Here is a 26731-nt window from a genome sequence, read left to right as displayed (position 1 = left end):
CTCGTCAGTCGGCCAGCACATGCGCCGGGCCGTGGACGCTGATCTGCACCAGATCGCCCGGCTCGGGAATTTCGAAACCGACACATTTGATCGACAGGAAATCCGGCATCGCGCGGTCGGTGCGATCGATCCGGACGAGAACCATGCAGTCGCCGCCGCCGAACTCGACATCGTCGATGCGCCCCACAGGGCCATCCGGCACGCTCCTGGCAACAGCTGTCGTAAGCCGGATCTGTTCGGGGCGCAGCATGATCGTCGCCTGCCCCGTTTTCGATCCCGGCTCCACGGGGAGCGAACCCAGAATACAGTCTGCGCGGCCAGCGACGATATCGGCGTCGAGCAGAATGGCTTCGCCGAGGAAGGTCGCTGTTTCGCGGTCACGCGGCTTTCCGTAGAGCGCGCGTGGAGACCCGAACTGGACAAGCCGCCCCTGTCGCAGCACGGCCACCTGATCGGCGAAGGACAGTGCCTCGGCCTGATCATGCGTAACCAGGATCGCCGTCGTCCCGGCGGCGCGCAGCACCCGCGCGACCGTCCGCCGCATCGTGTCACGCAAGCCGGTATCGAGCGCCGAGAAGGGCTCGTCCAGCAACATCAGCCGGGGCTTCAGCGCTAGCGCCCGCGCCAGTGCGACACGCTGCTGCTGCCCCCCGGAAAGCTGATGCGGACGCCGTGCCGCCATGATGCCGTCGAGCTCGACCATTTCCATCAGCTCGGCGATCCGCTTGTCACGGTCCGCGGCCTTCTTGGCCAACCCGAAACCGATATTGTCGGCCACCGTCAGATGCGGGAAGAGCGCCCCGTCCTGCGAAACGATGCCGATGCCGCGCTTGTGGGCCGGCACGAGCACACCCTTGCCGGCCAGCGCTCGTCCGTCCAGGATCAGCGAGCCGACATCGGGCGTCTCGAAACCGGCGATGATGCGCAAAAGCGTCGTCTTGCCGGAGCCGGAGGGTCCGACGATCGCCGTGCGGCCACCCGCCTCGATTGTCATGTCGATCGCGTCCAATGCCACTGTCGGGCCGTAGGATTTCCTGATGGCGTCGATGGTCAGAAACGTCATTGCCCGGCTGCCCGTCTGGATTGGATGTAAAGGAGGAAGGTCAGCGGCAGCGACAAAATCACCATCATCACCGCATAGGGCGCTGCCGCGACATAGTCGATCTCGCTGGTGAGCGACCAGAATTTGGTGGCCAAGGTCTCAACGCCGGTTGGCGACAGCATCAACGTCGCCGTCAGTTCGTTGGTGATGCCAAGCGCCACCAGTGCCGTACTTGCCGCAACGCCGGGTGCTGCCAGCCGCATCGTCGTCTGGCGAACCGCCTGGAACGGGGTGCGCCCCAATGCCATCGCGGCGCGCTCAAGCTCCACCGGCGCCTGCGCGATACTGGTGCGCAGACCGACCATGGCGCGGGGCAGGAACAGCAGCACATAGGCAAGGAACAGCGTCGCGAATGTCTGGTAGAGCGGCAGGATCAGCCGCACCGTGATCGTCACCAGCGCCAGCGCCACGACGACGCCGGGAAGCGAGCCGACATAATAATGGCAGGCTTCGAAAATCCGCTGCAGCCGACCGGGCGCCCGCACCGACAGCCAGGCCATCGGCGCAGCAGTGATCGTCGCCATAACGCCACCCGCGACGGCCAGCACGATGGTCTGCCCGAACGCGCTACCGACAAGATCGATCCGCCAGATCTCGGCACCGCCGATATAAAGCCAGCGCGTCAGGGTGACGAAGGGCACGCCGATCGCAAGCGCCATCGTCACGATGTTGAGCGCAAGCGCCGGAACCACCATGAAGCCGAGCCGCCGCCTGTCCGCCGGCCGTGCAGCACCTGAACCGACACGGGCATAGCGCTCGCCGCCACGCACAATCAGCTCAATGCCGAGAAGCAGCAGGCAACAGGAGACGAGAACGCCGGCCAGCATGTTCGCTGCCGGGCCGTTGAAGGCCGACTGGAACTGGTCGACGATGGCGGTCGAGAACGTGTCGAAGCGAATCATCACGTAGAGACCGTACTCGGCCAGAAGATGGAGGCCCACCAGCAGCGAGCCGCCACAGATCGCCAGTCGCAACTGCGGCAGGATGGTGCGAAAGAAGACCTGCCACGGATTGAGCCCGAGGGAGGCTGCCGCATCCTCGATCGCCGGGTCGAGACGCCTGAGTTGCGCGGCAACCGGCAGATAGAGAAACGGGAAATAGGCAAGCACTGAAACCAGCACGCCGCCCGGCAGGCCGTGCAGGCCGGGAAACAGACTGATCCAGGCATAGCTGTGCACGAAGGCCGGGACCGCGAGCGGCGCCACCGCAAGCCACGCCCAGAGGCGTGCACCGGGGAGATCGGTCCGCTCCGTCAGCCAGGCGAGCACGACCGAAAGCACGATGGTCAGCGGAATGGTGCAGAGTTCAAGCAGCGCCGTGTTGATCAGCAACTCGCCGACGCGAGCGCGGAAGATCAGCTTTGACGCGGTCTCCCAGCCGGTCTGGATGGTGATCCAGGCGATGAAGCCGAGCGGCACGAGGCTGACGAGCGAAACGAGGGCCGCAAGGATCGTGACCCAGAGATAGGGAACCCGTGCACGGCCTCTGGCGGCAACAACCAGCCGCCGCAGGGCGGGGGTGGATTCGACGTGAAACGCAGTGGCACTCAATATCTCTGCCTTCAAACCAAAAGAATATTCGCAACCGCCCGTCCCGAACCGCTGCGAACATCACCAGTAGTTCCGATCACATACCTAAGCGGAGAGTTCCGTTCAGGTTTAAGCCCTGCCTATCACAGCAGACCGGCCGCCGTCATCAGGTCCGTGACTTTTGCGCTGTTGAGCGTCGCCGGATCGACCTTCGGATATTGCAGATCGGAGAGAGCCGGCAGCGCTGCGTTCGACGCTTCGCCATTGCCGACAGCGTATTCGAAGGAATTGCCGTCGCGCAGGATTGCCTGGCCGCCCTTGCCCGTTACCCAGGCGAGGAACTTCTGAGCATTTTCCTTGTGCTGGCTGGAGGCAAGCACGCCGCCGCCGGAAATGCTGACGAAAGCGCCCGGATCTTCGTTCTTGAAGAAATGCAGCGCGACATTCTTGCTGTTCTCGCCGGTCTTCGCCTGGTCGCCGAAGTAGTAATAGTGATAGATCACCGCGCCCTCGACTTCGCCGGCATTGACCGCCTTCATCGCCGTCGAGTTGCCCTTGTAGGCCGTGAAGTTTTCCTTCATCGAGGTGAGCCAGGAGGCCGTCACCTCCTCGCCCTTGAGCGACAGAAGCGCGCTGACGATCGCCTGGAAGTCGGCGCCGGAAGGCGACGCGGCCCAACGGCCCTTCCAGCTCGGATCCGCCAGATCGAGCATCGATTTCGGCAGCTTGTCTTCGCTCAGCTTGGTCTTGTCATAGGCAAATACGGTCGAGCGGGCAGCAACGCCGATCCAGTGGCCGTTCGACGGGCGGAAATTCTCAGGCACCTGCTTGAGCGTGTCGGCGGCGACCGGCTCGAACAGGCCCGCCCCGTCGACCAGCGACATCGCCGGCGAATTCTCGGTCAGGAACACATCGGCCGGCGATGCCGCACCTTCCTGGACGATCTGGTTGGCGAACTCCATGTCGCCGCCCTTGCGCAAGGTCACCGGGATGCCGGTCTCCTTGGCGAAGGCCTCGGCCCAGGCGACGCCGAGGCTCTCATGCTGGGCGTTGTAGACGACAATGCCGATGTCGTCGGCCTTGGCGGCGGTCGCGCCAAGCATCGACGCGCCAAACAGCGTAGTTGCCAGCGCAAGCGCACGTGCGGAACCCGGGATCGAAATTTTCATGGAAGCCTCTCGAAATGTTTGGCCGGACCATCTGCCCAGCGGTTCCGGTATATAATTATGATTTCCGGCGTCAACTTTGATCGGCTCCGGCATGCCGTACCGCCGCTCAAATTAATTTGACCGCTCACAGGGGAATAAAGCCTTCGCGCGTCAGAAGGCGAAAATCTTCGAAAGGAAAACAACATAGCCCGCGTAGCCGGCATTGGCGAGGATCAGGCAAAGGCAGGCCAGCGATCCGAGATCCTTGGCATTCTTGCCCATCTCGGAGATTTCCGGCGAGACGCGATCGACGATCTCCTCGATCGCCGTGTTCAGCGCTTCAAAGGCGATCATCAGCAGGAACAAGACCAGCATCGCAACATACTGGAATAAGGTCGCGCCGCTGATGACGAAGGCAACCATGGCGATCCCGAAGGCCATGAGCTCATGGCGAAACGCGGCCTCGCTCAACAGGCGCTTGGCACCGCCCAGCGAGTAGCTCGCAGCGGCGAAGAAATGCCGGATGCCCGTGTGCTTCTTTACCGGCTTGCCCATGCCACGAAAGTCCCTGTCCAGATACATGTTCGCTCCTAGCGCCGCGTGGAGCGAATGCATCGAGCATGCAATTCTGACACCGGCCTGAATGTTGTCGAACGGCTGCGGGTTGTGATCAGATCGCCGCTTCCGCATAAGTGAGAAGGCATGCGGTATCAAGCCCCATCATGGCCGGACGATGGCGGCAAGCGCTGCAATTAACCGTATAAACCGGCCTTCAGGCCTGCATCAGAACAAATCCATGCATCGCCCGGCCGCATTCATCGACGCAACCGGCCGTACTACCGTGAACGCCCGTCAGCTCTTGTTGCTGACGCCAGCCTGGGCAAACGTCGCCATGCCCGAATGGCAGGCGGCGGCGGCCTTGACGATGCCTGCGGCCAACGCGGCACCGGTGCCCTCGCCGAGCCGCATGCCGAGCGCCAGAAGCGGCGTCTTGCCGAGCATCTCGATCGCCTTCATGTGGCCGGGCTCGGCCGAGACATGGCCGATCAGGCAATGATCGAGCGCTGCCGGGTTGGCGGCGCACAGAATGGCGGCAGCCGTCGTTGCCACGTAACCGTCGATGATGACGGGGATTTTTTGCATGCGCGCGGCAAGGATCGCGCCGGCCATCGCGGCGATCTCGCGGCCGCCGAGACGCCGCAGCACTTCGAGCGGATCGGACAGATGGTCGGCATGCAGCGCAACCGCTTTTTCGACGGCGGCGATCTTGCGCGCCAGCACCTCGCCCTGCGAACCGGTGCCGGGGCCGACCCAGTCTTCAGCAGTCCCGCCATAAAGCGCCAGGTTGATGGCGGCGGCAATCGTCGTGTTGCCGATGCCCATCTCGCCGATGCACAGAAGGTCTGTGCCGCCGGCAACCGCCTCCATGCCGAAAGCCATCGTGGCCGCGCAGTCGCGCTCCGAAAGCGCCGCTTCTTCGGTGATATCGGCTGTCGGGTAGTCCAGCGCCAGATCGAACACCTTCAGACCCAGATCGTGGCTGACGCAGATCTGGTTGATGGCAGCACCACCGGCTGCGAAATTCTCGACCATCTGCGCCGTCACCGAGGGCGGAAAAGGCGTCACGCCCTGCTTCGTCACGCCGTGATTGCCGGCAAAGATCGCCACCAGCGGCCGGTTGACGGCAGGCGCCCTGCCCGTCCAGGCGGCAAGCCAGAAGGCGATTTCCTCCAGACGGCCGAGCGCACCCGGCGGCTTGGTCAGCTGCGCGTCGCGCTCGCGGGCTGCCACCAGCGCCGCGCTGTCGGGGCCAGGCAGGTTGCGCAGCAACTCACGGAAATCGTCGAACGGCAGGCCGCTGGCACTCATGATCGGTATCCTCTTGTCGTCTCGTCGTCAGCGGATGTTTCGCCCGCAAAGGTGCTTCCTCATAGAGCGCGATGACAAATCCGGCAACGGCATTTGCGCCTGTTCGTGTCGCCGTCGCATGATCAGCCTGAAAACACCGATTCGCGGGGGAAGCATCCCCGCTTCAAGTGGAAGCACTTGCAAGCGGATAAGATGCCCTAAAATCACATCGAAGCGTTTGCCACGTTCGCTCGAACGGCGGAAAAACGCGGGGGGAGCATCAATGTTCGAATTCCGCGATTTCATCGACGACGTGGCGCGCTCGGTCGCCTTCCTCAGCCGCATCCATATGCCGCAGCGTCATTTCGTCAATTTCGACGGACGCCTCGGCCGCGCCGTGCGCGCCTTTCCGGTGGCCGGCCTGCTGATCGTGCTGCCGGCCGCCGCCATCGTGTCGATCTTCAGCGCCATCCAGGCGGCCCCGCTCTTCACCGCCTTCATTGCTGTTGCCATCCAGACGCTGATCACCGGCGCCCTGCACGAGGACGGTCTCAGCGACACCGCCGACGGCTTCGGCGGCGGCCGAACGAAGGAAAGCGCGCTGATCATCATGAAGGACAGCCGGATCGGCACCTACGGCGCGGTCGCGCTCATCCTGTCCTTCGGCCTCCGGGTCTCGGCGCTTGCCGCGGTGATCCCGCTGGTCTCGCCGAGCGGCGCCGGTCTGCTGGTCCTTGCCGCCGCCGCACTCAGCCGCACGGCGATGGTCTGGCACTGGTCGAAACTGCCGCCGGCTCGCAAGGATGGCGTTGCCGCATCGGCGGGCGAACCGGATGCGGCTGCGGTGACCTTCGCGCTTGTTCTCGGCGTGGTTTCGGCGGCTCTTCTTCTGCTTGTCTCGGGTGTTTCGTTGCTTGCCGCGGTGCTTTCCATTGCCGCTTTTGCCGCCACCGTTCCCGCCTTCACCCGGATCGTCGCCGGCAAGATCGGCGGCCACACGGGCGACACAATCGGCGCCGCGCAACAACTGAGCGAAATCGCCGTTCTCGCCGCCCTTGCGCTGGCGATTTGAAACGCCGATATAATCTCGAACCGCTCTTGATGGACGTTACGCCTATATGGAATCGCCCTGCATTCTCGTCTGTTCGATCGACATGAAAACCGGCTACTGCTTCGGCTGCGGCCGCACGCGTGACGAGATAGGCGCCTGGACGCTCTATACGTCCGAAGAGCGCCGCAACATCATGGACCTCTTGCCCGCCCGGCTCGAAACCGTGGAGCGCAAGCCGCGCCGCGAAACACGCCGGACCCGCATGGCCCGCGAAAGGGTCGAGAGCGAATGAACAGGCTCGCCATCCTTCTCGGTATCCTTGGGGTCGGGCTCCTCTTTCTCATCCTCAACCACGACAGCGGCCGCACCTTCGGCATCATGAACGACGACTTCGGCCGTCTTGTCTCGCTCGGCGCGATCGCGGCCCTGATCAGCACCGGCATCCTTCGGAGCCGGCGCCATATCGGCCAGAGCCTGCGCCAGTTCGCCATCTGGGTGCTGATCATCCTGGTTCTCGTTGCGGTCTATCTCTACCGCACCGACCTGCAGTCCTTCGGCAACCGGCTGGCGGGCGGTCTCATTCCCGGCCGCGCAACGGTCTTCACCGACAATGAGGGTCGCCAGGAAGTCGTGCTGCACAAGGTTCTGAACGGCCATTTCGAAACGCCCGTGACGATCAATGGAGAAAGCGTCCAGATGCTGGTCGACACAGGCGCAAGTACCGTCGCAATATCCTTCGAGGACGCCGAAAAGCTCGGCCTCGATCCCGCCGGCCTCACCTACTCCCAGACCGTGCTGACCGCCAACGGCACGGCTCGCGCCGCCCCCGTCACGCTCGCCGAAGTCGCCATCGGCGCGATCGTCCGCAACAACATCCGCGCCAGCGTCGCCGAGGAAGGCAAGCTCGACCAGAGCCTGCTCGGCATGAGCTTTCTCTCGACGCTGGGTTTCCTGCAGATGCAGACGGATGAGTTGCGGTTGAGGGATTAGGTGATGTGATGCCGTGGAACACTCTCCTGTTTCTATCCGCGGCGATTCTGTCGGCAAGCGCTACGCATGCCGATGAAAACCAGTTCGCTGGACGGTGGCAGCAGGTGTATTCAAGCGCCGGTTTCTGCAAGTCCTGCCTGATCGCAGTCGTCCAACACGGGACTGTGCTGATGCTCACAGCAAACACGGGCTGGTCGGCGATTTGGCAAACGGAACTTCCAGGGCATTCCAGTTTCGCCACGGGATCGGGCAGCAAACGGGAGGGAAATCAGCCCCTCGATATCGGCTTGGCGCTCAGCGGCGAAGACCTGCACCTGCTGATGTTGGTCAAAGCCAAGGACGGCACGACCAGCTCGATCAAGGCAATTTACAGGAAGCCGTCCGAGGAAAACCCGACGACCAGAAGCTGAGCCCGCAGGCTTGGTCGCAAAGGTGGCGGTCCTAATTCCTCAACCGATACCCCGTCCGGAAAATCCACGTCAGCAGTCCCATCAGCACCGCCAGGAAGACGATGATGATCGTTAAGCTGGCGATCGGATTCACATCGGCGATTTCGAAGAAGCTCCAGCGGAAGCCGCTGATCAGGTAGAGTACCGGGTTGAAATGGCTGACCGCCTGCCAGAAGGGCGGCAGCATGTCGATCGAATAGAAGCTGCCGCCGAGGAAGACGAGCGGCGGGATGACCAGCATCGGGATCAGGTTGAGCTGTTCGAAATCCTTGGCCCAGATGCCGATGATGAAGCCGAACAGGCTGAAGGTGATGGCCGTCAAGACGAAGAAAAGGATCATCACCAGGGGATGGGCGATGTGCAGGTCCACGAACAGCGCCGCGGTGCCGAGAATGATCGTGCCGATCATCACCCCCTTGGTCGCCGCCGCCCCGACATAGCCGAGCACGATTTCGGTCATGGACACCGGCGACGACAGGATCTCGTAGATCGTGCCGGTGAATTTCGGAAAGTAGATGCCGAAGGAACCGTTGCCGATGCACTGGGTGAGCAGCGTCAGCATGATCAGGCCCGGCGTGATGAAGGCACCGTAGGAGACGCCGTCAATCTCCTGGATGCGCGAGCCGACGGCGGCGCCGAAGACGATGAAGTAGAGCGAGGTCGAGATGACCGGCGAGACGACGCTCTGCAGCAGCGTGCGCCTTGTCCGCGCCATCTCGAAGAAATAGATCGACTTGACCGCTTCGACGTTCATGCGCGTGCTCCCACCAGTTCGACGAAAATATCCTCGAGCGAACTCTGTCGTGTCGAGATGTCCTTGAGCCTGATCCCGGCCTCGGCCAGCGCCGTCAAAAGCGTGGTAATGCCGGTGCGCTCGCTTGCCGTGTTGTAATCGTAGATCAACGAATGCCCCCCGTCCTCGATCGTCAGTTCGTAGCCGGACAGCGTTTCGGGGATGATCGAGATCGGCTCCTGCAGATCGACACGCAGTTCCTTGCGCCCGAGCTTCTTCATCAGCTCGTTCTTTTGCTCGATCAACAGGATCTTGCCGCCATTGATGACGCCGACCCGATCGGCGATCTCTTCCGCCTCTTCGATGTAGTGCGTCGTCAGGATGATCGTTACGCCCGTTGCGCGCAGCTTCTCGACTACCTGCCACATGTCCTTGCGAAGGTTGACGTCGACACCCGCTGTCGGCTCGTCGAGGAAAAGGATGCGCGGCTCGTGGGAAAGCGCCTTGGCGATCAGCACCCGCCGCTTCATGCCGCCGGAAAGCTCGCGCAGCATGTTGTCCTTCTTGTCGTAGAGCGACAGGTCCTTCAGCACCTTCTCGATATGCGCCGGGTCCGGATTCTTGCCGTGCAGACCGCGCGAGAAGGACACCGTATTCCAGACGGTCTCGAACTGGTCGGTCGTCAGTTCCTGCGGCACCAGGCCGATGATCGAGCGCGTCTCGCGAAAATCCCGAATGACGTCGAAACCGCCGACCCTGACCTCGCCGCTCGTCGGATTGACGATGCCGCAGATGATCGAGATCAGCGTCGTCTTGCCGGCACCGTTCGGGCCAAGCAGCGCGAGGATTTCGCCTTCCTCGATCTCGAGGCTGACATCTTTAAGCGCCTGAAAGCCGGACGCATAGGTTTTCACCAGATTGGAAACGGAAACGATGGGTGCCATGAATTGTGTTCCGGAGGGGTAGGTGCAGAAAGAGATGCTCTATATGGACCTTTCCGCAGCAATGTTCACCCCGGCATCGCAAAAATAGGCAGATGCCTTTTTTTGCCCGAGCGGATCAGAAGACCAAGGCGCTGCGGGCAAGGACAGAGAGTGCGACTGCCAGGATCAGCACCGCGAATATCCGGTTGAGGACCGCCTTGCGCCGCGCTAGGCGTGCCCCGAGCATGGTTCCACCAATGCCGCCCAGGATTCCGCCGGCGACGAATTCAGCGGCCACCACCCAGTCAATCAGGCCGGAGGCGGCATGGTTCAGCGCTGTCGCAAGCCCGAATGTGCCAATGGCCAGAAGAGACGAACTTGGCGAAGGCATTGACCCAAAACGGCAACGGCGCTCGTCCCGATCGCCACACGTGGATTGGCGACGCCGACCACGTAGAGAAGCAGCGGCACGGCGAGGATCGATCCCCCGCCACCGACGAGACCGAGGGTAAAGCCGACGATGCCACCCGAACAGAGCGTAGCGACAAGGGTGGCGCTCATGTCCTTGGCACCACGAAACGGTCGTGAACGATCATGCCCGCCAGCATGGCAGCGACGAACCAGACCGTCGCCGGTAATCCGAGCGGCAGCGATGCCAGCGCCGGTCCGGGGCAAAGCCCGCCAATACCCCAGCCGATGCCGAAGATGGCCGAGCCGGCGATCAGGCGGCTATCGATCAGCCGGCCGTGCGGCAAATGGAACTGGTCGTCAAGCATCGGCGCCGGCATGCGGTTGGCCACAAGCGCGCCCAAAGCCGCGACCGCGACCGCGCCCCCGAGAACGAAGGCAAGGCTCGGATCCCAGGCACCGGTGATATCGAGAAAACCACGCACGCGGGCGGGATCGAGCATTCCGGACAAAGACAGGCCGAGACCGAAAACAAGCCCGGAAACCAGGGCAGCGATCATGCGGGGGCCGGCAGGCGTTCTCATGAAACGGCTCCCATTAAAAATACCGTCAGCACCGCCGTTGCCAGGAATGTCGCGACGGCGACAAGCGAGCGCGGCGACAGGCGCGCCAGCCCGACGACGCCGTGGCCGCTGGTGCAGCCGGAGCCCATCCGCGTGCCGAAGCCGACGAGCAGGCCGGCAACGATCAGAAGCGGCGTCGAGGCCTGTATCGTGACTGCCGGCCATGCCCCGGCGATGGCCCGGTAGCATATGGGGCCGAGCATGAGGCCGGCTACGAACGCAGTACCCACACCCGTTTGCCGGCCCTGCAGAAGCCGCCCGGCAATACCGCTTATTCCGGCGACCCGGCCGTTCGCCAACATCAGGATCACCGCCGAAAGGCCGATCAGCATGCCGCCCGCAAGCGAGATCAGGTATACGCTCATATGCCGCCTCCATCGGCGCAGAAGATGTCGTAGAGGGCGGTGACGAGGCGCGCGGCCCTGTCTTCGGTCAGGCGGTAAAAGATCTGCTTGGCATCCCGCCTCGTTTCGACGAAACCGCCATCGCGAAGGACACCCAGTTGCTGCGATAGCGTCGGCTGGTGAATGCCGAGCAGGCCCTCAAGCTCACTCACCGATCGCTCCCCTTCGACCAACGTGCAGACGATCATCAGCCGGTTCGGGTTGGCGAGGATGCGCAGAAACTCGGCGGCATCCGTGGCGCGCGTGGCCATGTCGGCGCGCAGGCGCGACAGGCCGGCATTCGATGTCAAGGTCATGTCCTTTCACGCATTCAGCGGAATTTAATCCCCGCATATCCGGCTTTTGCGCAGCAAACGGCGCGACGGCATCCAGCGACATGAAACCATTCCAGGACGCCACACCAATTAACAATTACATATATTGTATATTATCGATTTTCAAGATGAAAACGCGAAAGACGGCCCTGCCCGCCGGACGGCGAGAGCGGCATTGGATCAGGAACAGGATCAAACAGCGGCCGGCGACGTGGCCAACCTCGCCGGCCGAAAGCGCAACAGCGATCGCGACGATTGGGAAATAGGCCCTGCCTGTCATGAAACCATGATGGTCGTCCCTCATGTTCGCGCCGTGGAACACCGCTCGCATGATCTGCAAGAACCTGCCCGCAGTCCCCCTTCGGTTCGGTTCACCTTCAGTGAAAGACGATGCTAGTGGCCGCCTGGCGGCTCCCGACCCGCCTCACGAAAAAGGAAGGCCGGTAAAAACCGGCCCTGGAACCAGCGCGCCGGTTCATCCTCGATGTCATTGATCCATGAAAAGGGCGCTGGATGCCGTCGATTTCGCGAATTTTGGATCCGACGGAACCGGGTTGGTGTCTATCGACCGCTCTTCCAATCCGTCGGAGGTGCGGTGGAGTCGATAAACTGCAGCTTAAATGTCCGCGAATCCCCTAGGCGCGTTCGACTTCACGGACATCTAGACGCCTCGCCCCCATGAACGGCCTCGCGCACGTAAGGACTACTCTGGCAGTCACCCACGCTCACTTTAGAACCGTCTCGCTGTGGGCGTGGCACTCCCATCCTTTTGATCCGCGTATCCAAACAGAACTATCGGCTGCTCGCAGATTTCGCGACTTTCCGTCCATCGTGACGCTTTGCCTGACAGTGTAGGCGATGAGCGCAATGTCGGGGGAAGGCGTGGATACTTCGACGTCTTCGAGATCATAGGATTCGAGGGTCCATTTTCCGTCCTCGGTCATCTTCCCCATTTTCTGTTTCTCGATACGCATAACCCCTTGTGCACCGGTGACGAGGGCGGTCTTCCCCGATAGTTCTGAAGTGCGCCGGCCGTCTTTCGCCTTCATTGCGTCCCAATAGGACTTCTCAAGGGCCACGATCTCGTCCTTCGTTGGCATGGCATGAGCGTTCATGACGTCCTCCTACATGTGTACCGCCGCAAAACGCTCAATATCTGGGTCGGGTTCCACCGACACCGCCACAATCTGAGTTATCAGAATATCGTCGATGTCCGTGGACTCCAGCGACACGGGCGGTTGCACAACTGGTGTATGCACCCGCCAGCACGACGTCACTTCTGCGGACAGGCTATGAAAAGCATGCACGGACCAATGGCCGCTTTGGCAGATTGCTGCCGTTGCCATTCACCCGAAAGCGCTCACATGCCCGCGCTCAATCGCAGTGCCGGTAGCCCGACTTGCGGTTCCTCAGGTCGAAATGGAAGTGATCCTTGTGCTGCGGGTCGCTGCCGGGGCCGAGCACGGTGTTGAAATATTTGCAGCTGTCGTTGCGTACCGCCTTCAACAGCCCCTTTTCGCGGAAGGCGAAGAAGCCCGGCTTGCGCACGTCGATCTTCTTGCCGGACTTCAGCACGAACTTGCCGACGTCGATGGCGTTGCCGCGGGCATGTTCCGACATCGGGTTGCCGCGCCGCGAGTTCATCGTCCGGCAGGAATAGCCGCCGAGCGGCTTGATCGTCTTGACGCCGGAGAGATAGCGGTAGCGGGCCGACGGCGCCAGCTCGTTCTTCACCCACAGGGCAAAGGCTTCCGTCACCTCGCAGTTGAGCTTGACGGCGGGCTTGACGTCGATGCCGCCGGAAAGGCCTGTCAGTTCGATTGGATAGTCGATGCCGCAGGCTTTGCTATCGGAGATGCGCGGAATGTCGGTGAATTCGACGCGCAGCTTCTTCAGCCGCTTTCGGCAGGCGACTTCGGAGGCCGGCATGCGGCCGGTGAAATCGGGTTCGCTCACGGGGTTTTCGGCGCGCGGCAGGAAAGCCACCTGCTGCTCTTCCTGCGCCTGTTGCCGGCGCAGCATCACCCGCTGCTGCTGTTCGAGAAACTGCGCCTTGCGCGCTTCCTCGGCCGCCATTTTCTCCGGGCTCAACGGCGGCAGGTCCGGGTCATAGCCGGGATCCGCCTGCGCCGAAGCCATCACACCTTGCGGCCCGCCAAGCTGCTGCACCGTATCGCCACCGATGCCGCCGACGACCGGCTGGCTGGCATTGCCCTCGGCGATCTCATTGCTCACGGCGATATCGCGGCTCTGTTCCTCGGCAAGGCCGACGACCGGCGCCGAAACCGGCTCGACGCCCAGCATCGCGTCCATGTTGACGCCTTCGGGCGGTACCACCATCGGCTGCACGCTGGCGACAGCGGAAGGCTGCTGCGCATCGTTCATCGGCTCGCTATCGATCATCGGCAGCCGCTCACTTGTCTGCAGCCGCGGATCGACAGGCACCGCATCGCCCGCGTTCTCCGAGCCCGCGTTCTCCGAGCCCGCGTTCTCCGAGAATGTGCCGACCGGTGTTTCCGCCGAGGGATAGGCGGTTTCGCGCCTCCCCCGTCCGTGATCACCGACCGGTTCGATGGCGCTTACCCGCGCCGACGAATCGATCCGGGCCGGCGGGCTCAAATCATCCGTCGAACAGGCCGCAAGCGAAAGCGAAAGCTCCAGCACGAAGACAAGCGCGGGCCGCCGGAAAAGGGAAACATACGCCATACTCATTGCCGCCCTCTGCAGTGCCGAGCGTCAAACCGCCGGTCAAGACGCTGCAACGCTGTTAGCTCGTGGTGACGATGCGCCGGAACGCACCATCCGTAGCCGCCCGGCCCGCATGAAACCTGAGGTCCACCTGTGTCGAAAGGCGGGCATCAATTCGCAAAGGCCGTGATCGAAGCAGATTTTATGCAAACAGGGTAAACGAAGCCTTTCGTTTTCCTTGCCGGATGTGGTCCCAGCCCGCCTCGACGCCGGCAAGAACGTCCGTCACAAATGCCTGACGGAGAGCGCCCCGCTCCATTTTCCATTCAGATAGTCGCAGACAAGCTGGCGGTGGCACTGGTGCGGCAAGGCCTCGGAGCAGAGCAGGCAACTCCCCGCAAACATCGCGGGCTCGAGCCGGCTCTCGATCCGGCGCTCGGCCATCAGGCTCATGAACCGATGGCGCATCGTGTTCCAGTCGCCCTTGTCCTTCTTGAAGGCGGTGAGAATGTCTTCGGTCGGCGCGAGCAGCGGTTGATGGACGTAGTCCGCGCCACACAGTTCTTTAAGAAAATACGGCAGATCGCCGGCCTTGGCGAAACCGGCCAGCTGGGACGTATTGTGAAGCCGGATGTCCATCACCCTCTTCACGCCGGCCTGCCGGAGACGGCCGAAGAAATCCGCCGCGCTGCTCTGGGTGAACCCGATCGTGGTAACGTCAACCTGCATCTGCCCGTCCTCGCATTTTTTCCCAGCCCCATCACGGAACAATGCGAATGCCGATCCTATCGCATCTCCAGCAGCAGCGCGCGATGGTCGGAGACTTCGGGCTGCTCGACCACGTCGAAGCCCACGACCTCCACCTTCAGCGTCACCAGCAGATAGTCGGCAAAGCGTCCCGGTTTTTCGTAGTAGGACGTCCGCGTATCGTTATGCCCCCGCGCGGTCACAAGATCGGACAACCCCAGATCGGCGAGCGCACCGAACATCCGGCTCTCCGGCAGGACGTTGAAATCGCCGCAAACCACCAGCCGCTCATCGCCGCGCCACAGGTTCAGGATGATGTCGATCAGCGCCTCCGTCTGCTCTTCGCGCGCCGGCGTATCGCCCTTGCCGTTGAGATCGCGAAGACCGTGCATCTGGGCGATGGTCACCGGAAAGCCGTCCGCATAGCTGAACAGCCGGACACAATGGGCGTTGCGCGCCCGCGGATGCGGCCCCCAGCCGTCCGCTGAAAATTCACCATGGACGAAATCACTGGCCTGGCCGATGACGGCCAGCGAACGGCGCACAAACGTTGCCAGTCCGAATTCGGATGGAACTTCCTCGTCGCCATCAAACAGCGTGCCGCGCGCGGTGGGACAAAAGAAGGCATCATGGGACGGAAGTGCGGTCCGTATCTCGTCGAACAGATTGGCCCGTTGCAGCAGTTCCACGCCATGATCCCGGTAGACCAGCCAGTCCGCCTTGGCAGCCCCCGTACGCACCACCTCCTGCAGGCAGATCACATCCGCGTCCACATCGACGAGATAACGCATCAGCGGCTCGTAAACCCGGCCACCCCAGGTGTTCAATGAAACGATGCGCAGAGACATACCGCCGCTTCCTGTTTTCCGTCCCCAACTGTGAACCGCCCTGAGGGCGGCTCGATCGTCAGACGAGTGTGCCTGCCTTATTGGCACGGCCCATTATCGATCACCCGGAACCCCTCGGCCTCCGCCGTGCACGCATTCGGAAAGGTCTGCCGCTGGCGTCCCTGGCGGGCGCAGACCGGCGCGTATTCGCGGGTGCAGGCCTGCGGCCGGCGATCCGGATCGCGGCCCGGCCGCATCCCCGAGTCATCAATCGGCAGAGTTTCCGGGCGGCGGCATTCGCCGCGGCCGATCACGCGGAAGCCTTCGGCTTCGGCCATGCAGCCGTTGGCGAACGTCTGCTGGAGGCGTCCCTGCCGGGCGCAGACGGGATCGTATTCGCGCGTGCAGACCTGCGGGCGATCATCATCGAAATCGGGCCGCTCCGGTCGGCATTCGCCGCGGCCGATGATGCGGTATCCCTCTGCCCGCGCCTGGCAGGCATTGCCAAAGGTCCTGCGGTCGTCGCCGCGACGGGCGCAGACCGGGTCGTATTCCATCGTGCACATCTGCGCGAAGGACGGTTCCGGACGCGGGCGGGGTTCGTCGACGACCACGGTGCAGGCCGAAAGCACGCTGAGCGACAGCGCCACCAGCGCCCCGATCCGGGACATCACACGTCGAAACGGCGTCACTGGCAGTCCTCCCATTTTTTTAAACGTCGCACATCGAAACCGACGCGGCGGGACGCTGTAACATCTTGAATCGCAGCGCCATTCTCGCTGCAAATCCGGCATGGTCAAGGCATGCGTCGCGAATGGCGCGACGATCGCCCAAAAACCTCAGATTGCGCCTTTTCATATCGCACAATCGCCAGGGAACAAGAAAGAGCCCGCGTCCTTGCGAACGCGGGCAGTCGGCATTTCCGTCTTTTTGTAGGGATCAGGCAGCGCGCCCATAGGCGGTCTGGCTGCTGCCGCTGCTGGATGAAAGGCGGAAGGTCTGCAGCAGGCTCTTCAGTTCGCGGCTCTCCTGCGCCAGCGTCTGGCTCGCCGCCGTCGTCTCCTCGACCATCGCCGCATTCTGCTGGGTCATCTGGTCCATGCTGTTGACGGCCGTATTGACCTCGGCAAGACCGGTCGCCTGCTCGCGCGCGGCCGTGGCGATCGAGGCCACATGGTCGTTTACCCGGTTGACCAGCGCCTCGATCTCCATCAGCGCGTCTCCGGTCGAACGCACCAGCGTCACGCCGGTTTCGACTTCCGTTGCCGAATTGCGGATCAGTTCCTTGATCTCCTTGGCAGCACCCGCCGAACGCTGCGCCAGTTCCCGCACTTCCTGGGCGACGACCGCAAAGCCGCGGCCGGCTTCGCCTGCCCGCGCCGCCTCGACGCCGGCGTTAAGCGCAAGCAGGTTGGTCTGGAAGGCGATTTCGTCGATGACGCCGATGATCTGGCTGATGCGGCTGGACGAGCCCTCGATGCGGCTCATCGCGGCAACCGCGTTGCGGACGATGTCGCCGGATTTGGCGGCGCTGCCCTTCGTCTCGTTGACCATCTCGCGCGCTTCGGCCGCCCGCTCGGATGCGCTCTTCACCGTCGAGGTGATCTCGTCCAGCGCCGCCGCGGTCTCTTCAAGCGCTGCGGCCTGCTGCTCGGTGCGGCGCGACAGGTTGTTGGCGGCCTGCGAAATGTCGCCGGCGCTGCCATGGACCACTTCGGTCGATTGCGCGATCGACTGGATGACACCGCGCAGCGCCGTCACCGCCGTGTTGAAATCCTCGCGCAGCTTGGAATATTCCGGCGCGATGCGGCCGATTTCGGCCGTCAGGTCGCCACTCGCCAGCTTTTCCAGCGCTGCTCCGACCGTCGACATGGCATCGGCCTGCGCCTGCGCGCCCGACTGCAGGCGGTGCTCGTTGCTGCGCCGTTCTTCATCGAGCTGGCTCTGCTGTCCGGCCTCGCGCTCGCGAAGCTCGATGCGCTCTTTGACCGAGTCGCGCAGAACGACCAGCACACTCGCCATCTGGCCGATCTCGTCCTTGCGGTCGGTTTCCGGCACCGCGCCCGAAACATCCTCGTCCGCGATCGCCCGCATCGAGGCCTTCAGGCGTTCGACCGGGCGAACGACGCTGCGAACGATCGAAAAGGCGGCAAGCAGGATGATGAGGGCTGCGACGCCGCAGATCACCGCAACCTGGATCAGGCCTTCACGGAACATCGCAGCAAGGTCGTCGGCGTAGACGCCGGTACCGACGACCCAGCCCCAGGGCTTGAATCCGGCAACATGCGAATATTTCAGCACTGGTTCTTCTGCACCCGGCTTCGGCCAGTAGTAGTCTACGAAGCCCTTGCCCTCGGCTTTAACGGTGTTAACGAACTCGATGAACAGATGCTTGCCGTTCGGATCCTTGTTTTCGGTAAGGTCCGTACCGTTCAATGCAGGCTTGATCGGATGCATCACCATTTTCGGATGCATGTCGTTGATCCAGAAATAGCCGTTGCCCTGATAGCGCATCGCACTGACCGCCTCGATGGCGCGCGCCTGCGCGTCCGCCTGACTGAGCGTGCCGGCCTGTTCCTGCTTGTAATAGGCCTCGAAGACCGTGACGGCATTCTCGTTCATCGCCGCGAGCATCGCCTTGCGCTGCGCGACCAGCTTGTCCTGCTCCTGGAACAGGCCAAGCATCATGACGGCGGCCATGGTCACAAGTGCCAGTCCCACCAGCGCATACAGGCGCACGGAAATACGAAAATTCTTCATAGAGCAAGGCCCCCCTCGGATTTAGAGGCCACAAGGTACAGGCACGTATTTTCAAACTCCCTAACAATCGAACGCCAAAATTGACAGGTTTCAATTTACGCTTTGTTAGCGCCTGATCCCATGCATCCGTGATGCTGGCCCAACCCATATTTTCTCACGGGTCTTTGCCGATCGCGCCGCCTTGGGTTACATCGAACAAAACGGAGAAGCTCGATGATGACGAAACCGAACGGCGACCTCACCCTGCGCACCCTGGCGATGCCGGCGGATGCCAATGCCGCCGGCGATATTTTCGGCGGCTGGGTGATGGCGCAGATGGACCTTTCCTGCGGTATCCGCGCCGCCGAGCGGGCGCGCGGCCGCGTCGTCACCGCCGCCGTCAAGGAAATGGCCTTCGAAATGCCGGTCAAGATCGGCGATACGCTCTGCATCTATACCGATGTCATCAAGGTCGGCCGTACCTCGATGACGCTGAAGGTGGAAGCCTGGGCGCAGCGTTATCTCTCGGACCGCATGGACAAGGTCACCGATGCGCTGTTCGTCATGGTGGCGCTGGACGAAACCGGCCGGCCGAAACCGGTACCGCCGGAAGCCTGAGAATCATGGCGTCCCGAGGAAAAATTGCGGCCACGCCGTAAGCTCCGGGCGCCGGAAGCGTCGAAGTCGGCATGGCAGGCAAAGTCGCGCGCGGGCCTGCGACGCTACGCCTTGAACACAAAGGCCGCGCCACCAGCGATCAGGCAAAAGCCGATCGCGTGGTTCCAGGTCAGGGTTTCCTTCAGCCAGAAGACGGAGAAGGCGGTAAAGACGGCGAGCGTGATCACCTCCTGCATCGTCTTCAGCTGTGCCGCCGAATAGACCGCGTTGCCGATCCGGTTGGCCGGGACCGCCAGGCAATATTCGAAGAAGGCGATGCCCCAGCTGGCGACGATCGCCATATAGAGCGGCGACGAGGCGTGTTTCAGATGGCCGTACCACGCGAAGGTCATGAACACGTTCGACACAGCAGCAGCAGGATCGGCCAGACGGCGGCCGGGTTGATCGCAAAGGCCATGGAGGAATCCTGGGAGGGTTTTGACAGCAATCCGCTTCTAGCCGGACTGCGCCGCGACCGGCAAGCCCCGCCGGGAATGCGCCGCAGCCCGTGTCAGAAACTGGCAGCAGCGGTATATCCGTTGCCTTTTTGTACTCATCTCCCCCTTCCCTTTCCGGCGGACTCTCGCCATATTCCCGGCATGTCGAAAGCACCGAAAAAATCCGCCGGCTTCGAGGAAGCCCCTCAGGCCCCGCTGACAGGCGCACCGCTGTCGTCGAACGTCGCCGACTGGGCCGAAGAGCTGCAGCGCATGGCCGAGGCCGAGACGATCGAGACCCGCCACGATGTCGCCTCGAAGGCCGGAAAACACCGCAAGAAGGTCGAGATCGCCGCACAGAAGGCGAAGAACAGCGATGGCGTCGGCGCCAGCCGCTCCGCGCGCGGCACGTCGATGGGCGGCACCACCGATCCGAAGACCCGCGCCGCCGCCGGGCTCAATCCGGTCGCCGGCCTCGACATCTCGCTGGAGGAAGCCGAACGGCTGGGCCTTGGCCGGCAGGGAACCTCCGGAGCGAAGCGCAGCGGACAAGCGTCCGCCGCCGGCCGTCCGGCGCCCCGCGCGGAGGGCGACCAGCCCGTGAGCGCAGAAAATGGCGTCACCGCCACCGTCGAAGCCCTCTCGGCGCTGATCGAGAGCGGCAATCCGCTGTTCAAGGATGGCAAACTGTGGACGCCGCACCGGCCGGCCCGGCCGGAGAAATCCGAGGGCGGCCTGCGGATCGTCATGAAATCCGACTACGAGCCCGCCGGCGACCAGCCGACCGCGATCAAAGACCTCGTCGAGGGGCTGGAGAACCACGACCGCACCCAGGTCCTGCTCGGCGTCACCGGCTCCGGCAAGACCTTCACCATGGCCAAGGTGATCGAGGCGACGCAGCGCCCCGCCGTCATCCTGGCGCCGAACAAGACCTTGGCCGCCCAGCTCTATTCCGAGTTCAAGAACTTCTTCCCCGACAACGCGGTGGAATATTTCGTCTCCTACTACGACTATTACCAGCCGGAAGCCTATGTGCCGCGCTCGGATACCTTCATCGAGAAGGAATCCTCGATCAACGAGCAGATCGACCGCATGCGCCACTCGGCCACCCGCTCGCTGATCGAGCGCGACGACGTCATCATCGTCGCCTCGGTCTCCTGCATCTACGGTATCGGCTCGGTCGAGACCTACACCGCCATGACCTTCCAGATGACGGTCGGCGACACGCTGGATCAACGGCAGCTTCTGGCCGACCTCGTCGCCCAGCAATACAAGCGCCGCGACATGGATTTTCAGCGCGGCTCCTTCCGAGTTCGGGGCGACACGATCGAGATCTTCCCGGCCCACCTTGAAGATGCTGCGTGGCGCATCTCGATGTTCGGCGACGAGATCGACGCCATCACCGAGTTCGATCCGCTGACCGGCCAGAAGACCGACGACCTGAAATCGGTAAAAATCTACGCCAATTCCCACTACGTCACGCCGCGCCCGACGCTCAACCAAGCGATCAAGTCGATCAAGGAGGAGCTGAAACTCCGCCTCGCCGAGCTGGAAAAGGGCGGCCGCCTGCTCGAAGCCCAGCGGCTGGAGCAGCGCACCCGCTACGACATCGAGATGCTCGAGGCGACCGGCTCCTGCGCCGGCATCGAGAACTATTCGCGCTACCTGACCGGCCGCCAGCCCGGCGAGCCGCCGCCGACCTTGTTCGAATACATCCCCGACAACGCCCTTTTGTTCATCGACGAGAGCCATGTCTCCGTCAGCCAGATCGGCGGCATGTACCGAGGAGACTTTAGAAGAAAAGCGACGCTGGCCGAATACGGTTTTCGCCTGCCATCCTGCATGGACAACCGGCCGCTGCGCTTCGAGGAATGGGACGCCATGCGCCCCGAAACCATCGCCGTCTCGGCGACGCCTGCTGCGTGGGAGCTGGAACAGGCCGGCGGCGTCTTTGCCGAACAGGTCATCCGCCCCACCGGCCTGATCGATCCCCCGGTGGAGGTGAGGTCGGCCAAGACCCAGGTCGACGACGTGCTCGGCGAAATCCGCGAGACCGCGGCGGCCGGCTACCGCACCCTCGTCACCGTGCTCACCAAGCGCATGGCCGAGGACTTGACCGAATATCTGCACGAGCAGGGTGTCCGCGTCCGCTACATGCATTCCGACATCGACACGCTGGAGCGCATCGAGATCATCCGCGACCTGCGCTTGGGCGCTTTCGACGTGCTGGTCGGCATCAACCTGTTGCGCGAAGGCCTGGACATCCCCGAATGCGGCTTCGTCGCCATTCTCGATGCCGACAAGGAAGGTTTTTTGCGCTCGGAAACGTCACTGGTCCAGACGATCGGCCGCGCCGCCCGCAACGTCGACGGCAAGGTCATCCTCTATGCCGACACGGTTACCGGCTCGATGAGCCGCGCCATGGAGGAAACCGCCCGCCGCCGCGAAAAGCAGATGGCCTATAACGAGGCCAACGGCATCACCCCGGAATCCGTCAAGGCGAAGATCTCCGACATCCTCGACTCGGTCTACGAGAAGGACCATGTCCGCGCCGATATCGGCATCAAGGGCGTCAAGGGCGGCATCACCCAGCTGGTCGGCAACAACCTCGCCGCCCATCTCGAAGCGCTGGAAAAACAGATGCGCAACGCCGCCGCCGACCTCGACTTCGAAACAGCCGCCCGCCTGCGCGACGAAATCAAACGCCTCAAAGCCGCCGAACTCGCCGTCATGGACGACCCGATGGCACGGCAGGAGGCCAGGGCGCTGGAAGGCGGAAGCAGCAAGAAGGGCGGCAAAGCCAGCCGCGAGTCGATCTCCCCCCTTGTGGGGGAGATGTCCGACAGGACAGAGGGGGGTAAAGCCTCCTCACACTCGGAATCCGCTGCGATACCCCCCTCTGACCCTTCGGGCCATCTCCCCCACAAGGGTGGAGATCAACCCGGCCGCAGCCTCTTCACCAAACCCGGCCTCGACGAGATGGGCCGCGACGTGTCCATCCCTTCTCCCCGTGCCCGAAGCGCGGATGAGGGGCTCTTCCGCAAAAACACCCTCGACGAAATGACCGTCGGCCGCACCGAAAAACCGCTCAACACCAAGGGCAAGCTGCCCGATAAACCGCAAATGCAGGACCAGCCGGTAAAGCGCGAGCCCCACTCCTCTCCGTCATCCTCGGGCTCTCCTTCGTCATCTTCGGCCCCTCCTCCGTCATCCTCGGCCTCTCCTCCGTCATCCTCGGGCTTGACCCGAGGATCCAGCGCCGACGACCCCAAACCCCTCCTCCGCGCCAAGCCCGGCGTCGGCTCCTACGAGGATGCGGGCGATGCGAAGCGGCAGAAGAAGACCAAGGGCAAGACGGGGCGGCCGGGCCACTGACACCCTCGCAGCCAGAATGCCCCTCATCCGCCCTATCGGGCACCTTCTCCCCGTCGAAACGGGGAGAAGGAACCAGCGGCACCCTCCGTCATCCCCTCTCACCACGTGCGGGGAGAGGGCTAGGGTGAGGGGCAAGCCAGCAAACTCCGCACTCCCATATCCCCAAAAATGCACCATGGCCCGACCGGCGAACATCGGTTAGTCCTCGCTGACCTCGCCGCAAAGGACCCCGTCATGCGCCTGCCCACCCTCGCCCTGCTGTTTGCCGCACTCTCAGCTCTCTCCGCCCTCCCCGCCGCCGCCGAAACCTTCGACACACCGCAGGCCCTGCTGCAAGCCCTCTACCGCTACGACACCACAGAGACCGATCCGGACGCCCCCTCGCTCTATTCCCCGTTCTTCTCCGACCAGCTGAACGCCCGCTTCCAGGCCGACCTCGACAAAACCGAACCCGGCGACGCCGGCACCATCGATTTCGACCCGGTCATTTCAGGCAATGACGGCGAAGCCACCGACATCGACGTCGGCCAGCCGATCGTCATCGACGACACTGCGGAGGTGGAGGTGACCTTCAAGAACTCCGTGCCGGTGACGCTGTACTACACCCTGGTCAAGGAACACGGCGGCTGGAAGGTCGACGACATCGCCAACCAGCAGGGGGAGTATCCGTGGAGCTTGAGCGCGTTGTTTGATGGCGCGCGGTAGGGAGAGATATGCAGCAAGAGAGGCTTCTCCCGCCCCGTCGTCCTCGGGCTTGACCCGAGGATCCAGCGCCGACGACGCCAAACCCCAAGCCCGGCGTCGGCTCCCAGGAGGACGCGGGCGATGTGAAGCGGCAGAAGAAGACGAAGAGCAAGACGGGCGACCGAGGCAGTGAAGAGCGACGGACGAACCACGCGTGGTGAGTTAGCTAAAACTAAAGCAATTTCAATCGCGTGCCGCCTATGACGAGAGCGAGTAAAGCTCACGCATTCGCGTAAGAAATTCGGTTTGCCCCCCATAGCTCGGATGACGAACGTGGAACTGCTCTGGAGTAATGGACCGCGTCCAAGCCGCTGCATCGTTGCCGATTGCGATGACGCGCCTTACGGAAAAGATTGTGCAAAGTTCTTTGAGAAAGGTCACCCCTACTTCTGCCTCTGCCCGTGTATGTTGGCGATTGCTAAAGGGCTTTCCCGATTCATGTGGATGCAGAGGAAACACGTTCCATGTTAAGACAGGCAGATCGACCTCCGTAAGTATTCGGAAGATATTTGCTGCGGTCCGCTCTTTTGACGCTGGCCCGTTCGTCGCGCGTTCCAAAGAATTTAACTTGAGATGCGTCGCGTAAAGAGCCAAGCTATACTCATCAGTTAGTGCTAGGCCCGTCCTACGTCCCCCCTTATAACCCAAGTCCCGACCTACCCAGACATCAATCATCTGCGCTGAACTTAGAGAGGTTAGTATCTGCAACAGATTCTGGCGCCGGATGGAGGGCGCTAGTTTTTTGTCGAAAACTGAACAAGCGTCGGCATAAGGATTGAAGCAGTCCTCAATCCGCAACGTCGATATTCTTTGCACAAATCTCTCAATCAAACTCATCGTCTTATCCCCGCCCCCCCAATTGGAACGCATCGTGGAACCGGTATTTGTCCCCAAGATAGCGTGCACAACGACTATGAAGTGAGATCTATTCAATCTGCTTCCTCTCCCACAGGGGAGAAGTACCACGCCGCTCGGCAAAACGGGGATGACAATCTGCTGCGAGAGCGACACCTTCCCCACCGCTCCCCGTGGCAGCGAACACAAAATCAACACCTTAGTCAAAATCCCAGTCCCACACTTTGCCGATAAAGGCATCTCCGCCACCCCCTCAACATCCCCGCCCCCCGCCCCCATGCCATAATCCCCCCGTCCCACCTCGGATACCCTGCCAGCCGTGGCAGCGAGGCGGGACCGGCGTCGGGTTTGGGGAAAGGACGGAAGTCCTCAGATCCGGGGTTCGTGCGAAAATTCCCCTCCGCAGGCTGATGCTGCTGCGGGCGTGCGATGCACAGAGGGCCCAAAAGGCCGTAGCGGAATGAGTGCGCGGGCAAAAACCGCCGAACGGGGCGCTGGCGAGAGCCACTTTCCCACCACCCAACGAGGCTCTCGCGAGCGCCCCGTCCGAAGCCAGACAGGCGGCGGACATGACAATGCGGCAAACCGCGGGCCGGCCGGTCGCGTGAAGGCGATGGCGTGCCCACCCGATCACCCAGTCACCAACCGGAGAAAAGCCATGCCCCCGTCATTTACCGAGCGACGCCGAACAGCGCTGCGGCAACGCACCATCGAGATGTTCGGCCTGCCGGGCGACCGCTGCGCCGATCCCGCCTGCCGGCGGCGCGGGCGCTGCCAGGGCGGCGCGGCGCAGGGGCCGGCCTGCCTGCATCACCTCACCCCCGGCGAGCAGACATTCTACAAGCGATTGCTGGACCATTGCCAATGGGCCGACGACGATCACATCCATTTCCTCGGGCATTATATCCGCGCAATCGACGATCCCTTCCTGATGCTCGTCGGCGAGATCGTCCGCCGCGCCCAGCTGCGCGGCCACTGGCTGCATGCGGCCCTGCCCCGCTGGTACAGGATGACCACCGGCAAGCCCGGCCGCGCCGTAGTCTCGCTTACGGCGGCGGCGCAAGCCCCCGCCCGCTACTACTAACCGCATGACCGGCGCCACCCTACTCCGCCGCCTTCACCTCCGGCAGCAGTTCCAGCTCATACGAATAGCCCTCGAGCATCGTATAGGCCTGCTCGATCGCCTCGATCTGGCTTTCGGCATTGCGGATGGCGTCGGCGATGGATTGCGAGCGGGTGCGCAGCATCGAGCCGAGCACGTCGGCGGCCGGCCGGCGGCCGAGCCGGTCGATGTGCTGGCGCACGCGGGCGCGGTGGCGTTCCAGCTCGAGGATGTGGAAGCGGCTCTTGACGATGTCGTCCGACAGTTTTCGGCGCATGGCGGCGAGCGGGTCGAAGCTGCCGGGCTCGCGCTCGTCGAGGATGAACTCGTTGACCAGCGTTTCCAGCATCAGGATGCCCTTCAGGTCGCGCGGATCGGCAAGCTGCGGGTCGTAGCCGGTATTGTCATAGACCTTGCGCCGCACCGGGTCCTTCAACAGCTCGTAGCAGGCCTGCAGCCGGCCGAAATCGTCCCGGTCGCCGCCCTGGTCGGGATGAACAGTTTTCGCCGCCTTGCGCCAGGCCGTCTTGATCGCCTGCTCGTCGGCATCGCGCTCAAGTCCAAGCGTTTCATAAGGATCGATCACCAGGCCACCTCGTCTTCCAGCATCCGTCGTTCCCGCCCTACCCCTTCGCGCCCCCCGCATCAAGGCGGACCGGAGGGCGGGCCGCCCCTTCTTCCGCCATGGCCGGGACGAAATTGTGGAGACACGGCGGCAACGGGCGGTTTTCCCCGGCCGGCTGTGCGATTGCGTCCCAGGCCGCAACCTGCAGAGATTGCCCCGGAAAAGAGACAGCATGCGGTTGAAATATTGGCCATTAATCGCTTGCTATTTTCACGAATTGCTGCCAATTATTTCAACGTTCGGGCGTTTGCATCCCGGAGACTGGACTGGCTGTATGGTCCCGGAGAAATCCGGGCGTGCCGAAAAGGCACTGTAGGCGTTCTTTCCCCGTTATCGACTTCTCCGACTGGCTTTCCGGAATAAAGACAAAACCGGAAAGAAAAAAGGTCTCCACCCTGGCAGGGGTGAAGGCA

At 62.8% G+C, this 26731-nt stretch carries 25 protein-coding genes and 2 pseudogenes; 8 read left to right on the top strand and 19 right to left on the bottom strand.

The genetic code is table 11. The features are described from left to right. Nucleotides 1-4: 4 nt before the first annotated feature. The 5 genes from ACSQ2W_RS16175 to cobT form a co-directional block, all read right to left on the bottom strand. The gene (locus ACSQ2W_RS16175) at nucleotides 5-1063 is read right to left on the bottom strand and encodes an ABC transporter ATP-binding protein (protein ID WP_436087166.1); all 1059 of its coding nucleotides are present in this window, start codon (nucleotides 1061-1063) and stop codon (nucleotides 5-7) included. Beyond that, on the bottom strand, nucleotides 1060-2613 hold the full coding sequence (locus ACSQ2W_RS16170) for an ABC transporter permease (RefSeq protein ID WP_436087810.1): 1554 nt from the start codon (nucleotides 2611-2613) through the stop codon (nucleotides 1060-1062). The genes ACSQ2W_RS16175 and ACSQ2W_RS16170 overlap by 4 nt, the downstream gene beginning before the upstream one ends. A 161-nt stretch (nucleotides 2614-2774) precedes the next feature. Next, nucleotides 2775-3800: an iron ABC transporter substrate-binding protein gene (locus tag ACSQ2W_RS16165; protein WP_436087165.1), complete on the bottom strand. Its 1026-nt coding sequence runs from the start codon at nucleotides 3798-3800 to the stop codon at nucleotides 2775-2777. Nucleotides 3801-3950: 150 nt separating this feature from the next. Continuing rightward, nucleotides 3951-4361, bottom strand: a complete 411-nt coding sequence (locus ACSQ2W_RS16160) for a diacylglycerol kinase (RefSeq protein WP_436087164.1) — start codon at nucleotides 4359-4361, stop codon at nucleotides 3951-3953. Nucleotides 4362-4631: 270 nt separating this feature from the next. Further along, a complete protein-coding gene (gene cobT, locus ACSQ2W_RS16155) occupies nucleotides 4632-5648 on the bottom strand; it encodes a nicotinate-nucleotide--dimethylbenzimidazole phosphoribosyltransferase (protein ID WP_436087163.1) in 1017 nt (338 codons plus the stop codon). Nucleotides 5649-5910: 262 nt separating this feature from the next. Between cobT and ACSQ2W_RS16150 the strand changes: the two genes are divergently transcribed. Genes ACSQ2W_RS16150 through ACSQ2W_RS16135 form a run of 4 tightly spaced genes read left to right on the top strand, consistent with a single transcriptional unit; the run spans nucleotide 5911 to nucleotide 8078 of the window. Beyond that, nucleotides 5911-6699, top strand: coding sequence for an adenosylcobinamide-GDP ribazoletransferase (locus ACSQ2W_RS16150; RefSeq protein WP_436087162.1), 789 nt, complete (start codon nucleotides 5911-5913; stop codon nucleotides 6697-6699). Between the two features lie 46 nt (nucleotides 6700-6745). Beyond that, nucleotides 6746-6970: a DUF1289 domain-containing protein gene (locus tag ACSQ2W_RS16145; protein ID WP_436087161.1), complete on the top strand. Its 225-nt coding sequence runs from the start codon at nucleotides 6746-6748 to the stop codon at nucleotides 6968-6970. Further along, on the top strand, nucleotides 6967-7668 hold the full coding sequence (locus ACSQ2W_RS16140) for a retropepsin-like aspartic protease family protein (protein ID WP_436087160.1): 702 nt from the start codon (nucleotides 6967-6969) through the stop codon (nucleotides 7666-7668). The genes ACSQ2W_RS16145 and ACSQ2W_RS16140 overlap by 4 nt, the downstream gene beginning before the upstream one ends. Before the next feature lie 8 nt (nucleotides 7669-7676). After that, entirely contained in the window at nucleotides 7677-8078 is a 402-nt protein-coding gene (locus ACSQ2W_RS16135) for a hypothetical protein (RefSeq protein ID WP_436087159.1), read from the top strand. Between the two features lie 31 nt (nucleotides 8079-8109). Here the strand turns inward: ACSQ2W_RS16135 and ACSQ2W_RS16130 are convergent, their stop codons facing one another. The 12 genes and pseudogenes from ACSQ2W_RS16130 to ACSQ2W_RS16075 all read right to left on the bottom strand — a co-directional run bounded on the left by ACSQ2W_RS16130 (nucleotide 8110) and on the right by ACSQ2W_RS16075 (nucleotide 18544). After that, entirely contained in the window at nucleotides 8110-8871 is a 762-nt protein-coding gene (locus tag ACSQ2W_RS16130) for an ABC transporter permease (RefSeq protein WP_436087158.1), read from the bottom strand. After that, on the bottom strand, nucleotides 8868-9794 hold the full coding sequence (locus ACSQ2W_RS16125) for an ATP-binding cassette domain-containing protein (RefSeq protein ID WP_436087157.1): 927 nt from the start codon (nucleotides 9792-9794) through the stop codon (nucleotides 8868-8870). The genes ACSQ2W_RS16130 and ACSQ2W_RS16125 overlap by 4 nt, the downstream gene beginning before the upstream one ends. A gap of 115 nt (nucleotides 9795-9909) precedes the next feature. Next, nucleotides 9910-10334: pseudogene (locus ACSQ2W_RS16120) on the bottom strand (TSUP family transporter). After that, nucleotides 10331-10765, bottom strand: coding sequence for a DUF6691 family protein (locus ACSQ2W_RS16115; protein WP_436087156.1), 435 nt, complete (start codon nucleotides 10763-10765; stop codon nucleotides 10331-10333). The pseudogene ACSQ2W_RS16120 and the gene ACSQ2W_RS16115 overlap by 4 nt, the downstream one beginning before the upstream one ends. Continuing rightward, nucleotides 10762-11169, bottom strand: coding sequence for a YeeE/YedE family protein (locus ACSQ2W_RS16110; RefSeq protein WP_436087155.1), 408 nt, complete (start codon nucleotides 11167-11169; stop codon nucleotides 10762-10764). Before ACSQ2W_RS16110 ends, ACSQ2W_RS16115 begins: the two co-directional genes overlap by 4 nt. Then, on the bottom strand, nucleotides 11166-11504 hold the full coding sequence (locus ACSQ2W_RS16105) for a metalloregulator ArsR/SmtB family transcription factor (RefSeq protein WP_436087154.1): 339 nt from the start codon (nucleotides 11502-11504) through the stop codon (nucleotides 11166-11168). Before ACSQ2W_RS16105 ends, ACSQ2W_RS16110 begins: the two co-directional genes overlap by 4 nt. Nucleotides 11505-12247: 743 nt before the next feature. Next, entirely contained in the window at nucleotides 12248-12637 is a 390-nt protein-coding gene (locus tag ACSQ2W_RS16100) for a nuclear transport factor 2 family protein (RefSeq protein ID WP_436087153.1), read from the bottom strand. Between the two features lie 259 nt (nucleotides 12638-12896). Continuing rightward, a complete protein-coding gene (locus ACSQ2W_RS16095; protein WP_436087809.1) occupies nucleotides 12897-14228 on the bottom strand; it encodes an extensin-like domain-containing protein in 1332 nt (443 codons plus the stop codon). Nucleotides 14229-14495: 267 nt separating this feature from the next. Next, the gene (locus ACSQ2W_RS16090; protein ID WP_436087152.1) at nucleotides 14496-14939 is read right to left on the bottom strand and encodes a DUF488 domain-containing protein; all 444 of its coding nucleotides are present in this window, start codon (nucleotides 14937-14939) and stop codon (nucleotides 14496-14498) included. A 56-nt stretch (nucleotides 14940-14995) separates the two neighbouring features. Next, complete coding sequence (locus tag ACSQ2W_RS16085; protein WP_436087151.1) at nucleotides 14996-15805, bottom strand: endonuclease/exonuclease/phosphatase family protein; 810 nt, start codon at nucleotides 15803-15805, stop codon at nucleotides 14996-14998. Between the two features lie 77 nt (nucleotides 15806-15882). Further along, entirely contained in the window at nucleotides 15883-16476 is a 594-nt protein-coding gene (locus tag ACSQ2W_RS16080) for a Kazal-type serine protease inhibitor family protein (RefSeq protein ID WP_436087150.1), read from the bottom strand. Nucleotides 16477-16723: 247 nt separating this feature from the next. Next, nucleotides 16724-18544, bottom strand: coding sequence for a methyl-accepting chemotaxis protein (locus ACSQ2W_RS16075; protein ID WP_436087149.1), 1821 nt, complete (start codon nucleotides 18542-18544; stop codon nucleotides 16724-16726). A gap of 216 nt (nucleotides 18545-18760) precedes the next feature. Here ACSQ2W_RS16075 and ACSQ2W_RS16070 point away from each other — a divergent pair, with 216 nt between their 5' ends. Next, nucleotides 18761-19141 carry an acyl-CoA thioesterase gene (locus ACSQ2W_RS16070; RefSeq protein WP_436083042.1) on the top strand — a complete coding sequence of 127 codons (381 nt, stop codon included), beginning with the start codon at nucleotides 18761-18763 and terminating at the stop codon, nucleotides 19139-19141. Nucleotides 19142-19245: 104 nt separating this feature from the next. Here the strand turns inward: ACSQ2W_RS16070 and ACSQ2W_RS16065 are convergent. After that, nucleotides 19246-19598 (bottom strand): annotated as a pseudogene (locus ACSQ2W_RS16065) (DMT family protein). Nucleotides 19599-19779: 181 nt separating this feature from the next. Here ACSQ2W_RS16065 and uvrB point away from each other — a divergent pair. From uvrB to ACSQ2W_RS16050, 3 genes are all read left to right on the top strand, one after another. Continuing rightward, complete coding sequence (uvrB, locus tag ACSQ2W_RS16060; RefSeq protein WP_436087148.1) at nucleotides 19780-22992, top strand: excinuclease ABC subunit UvrB; 3213 nt, start codon at nucleotides 19780-19782, stop codon at nucleotides 22990-22992. A 234-nt stretch (nucleotides 22993-23226) separates the two neighbouring features. Beyond that, complete coding sequence (locus tag ACSQ2W_RS16055) at nucleotides 23227-23697, top strand: DUF3828 domain-containing protein (protein WP_436087147.1); 471 nt, start codon at nucleotides 23227-23229, stop codon at nucleotides 23695-23697. Nucleotides 23698-25249: 1552 nt separating this feature from the next. Next, on the top strand, nucleotides 25250-25675 hold the full coding sequence (locus tag ACSQ2W_RS16050) for a hypothetical protein (RefSeq protein ID WP_436087146.1): 426 nt from the start codon (nucleotides 25250-25252) through the stop codon (nucleotides 25673-25675). A 19-nt stretch (nucleotides 25676-25694) separates the two neighbouring features. Here ACSQ2W_RS16050 and ACSQ2W_RS16045 read toward each other — a convergent pair whose 3' ends face one another. Then, on the bottom strand, nucleotides 25695-26339 hold the full coding sequence (locus tag ACSQ2W_RS16045) for a J domain-containing protein (RefSeq protein ID WP_436087145.1): 645 nt from the start codon (nucleotides 26337-26339) through the stop codon (nucleotides 25695-25697). Between the last annotated feature and the right edge of the window lie 392 nt (nucleotides 26340-26731).

Origin of the sequence: Pararhizobium sp. LjRoot255 (assembly GCF_964252905.1) — a bacterium.
GTDB lineage: Bacteria > Pseudomonadota > Alphaproteobacteria > Rhizobiales > Rhizobiaceae > Pararhizobium.
Note: the sequence above shows the minus strand (reverse complement) of the source record. Positions and strands in the feature narration are given on the sequence as shown.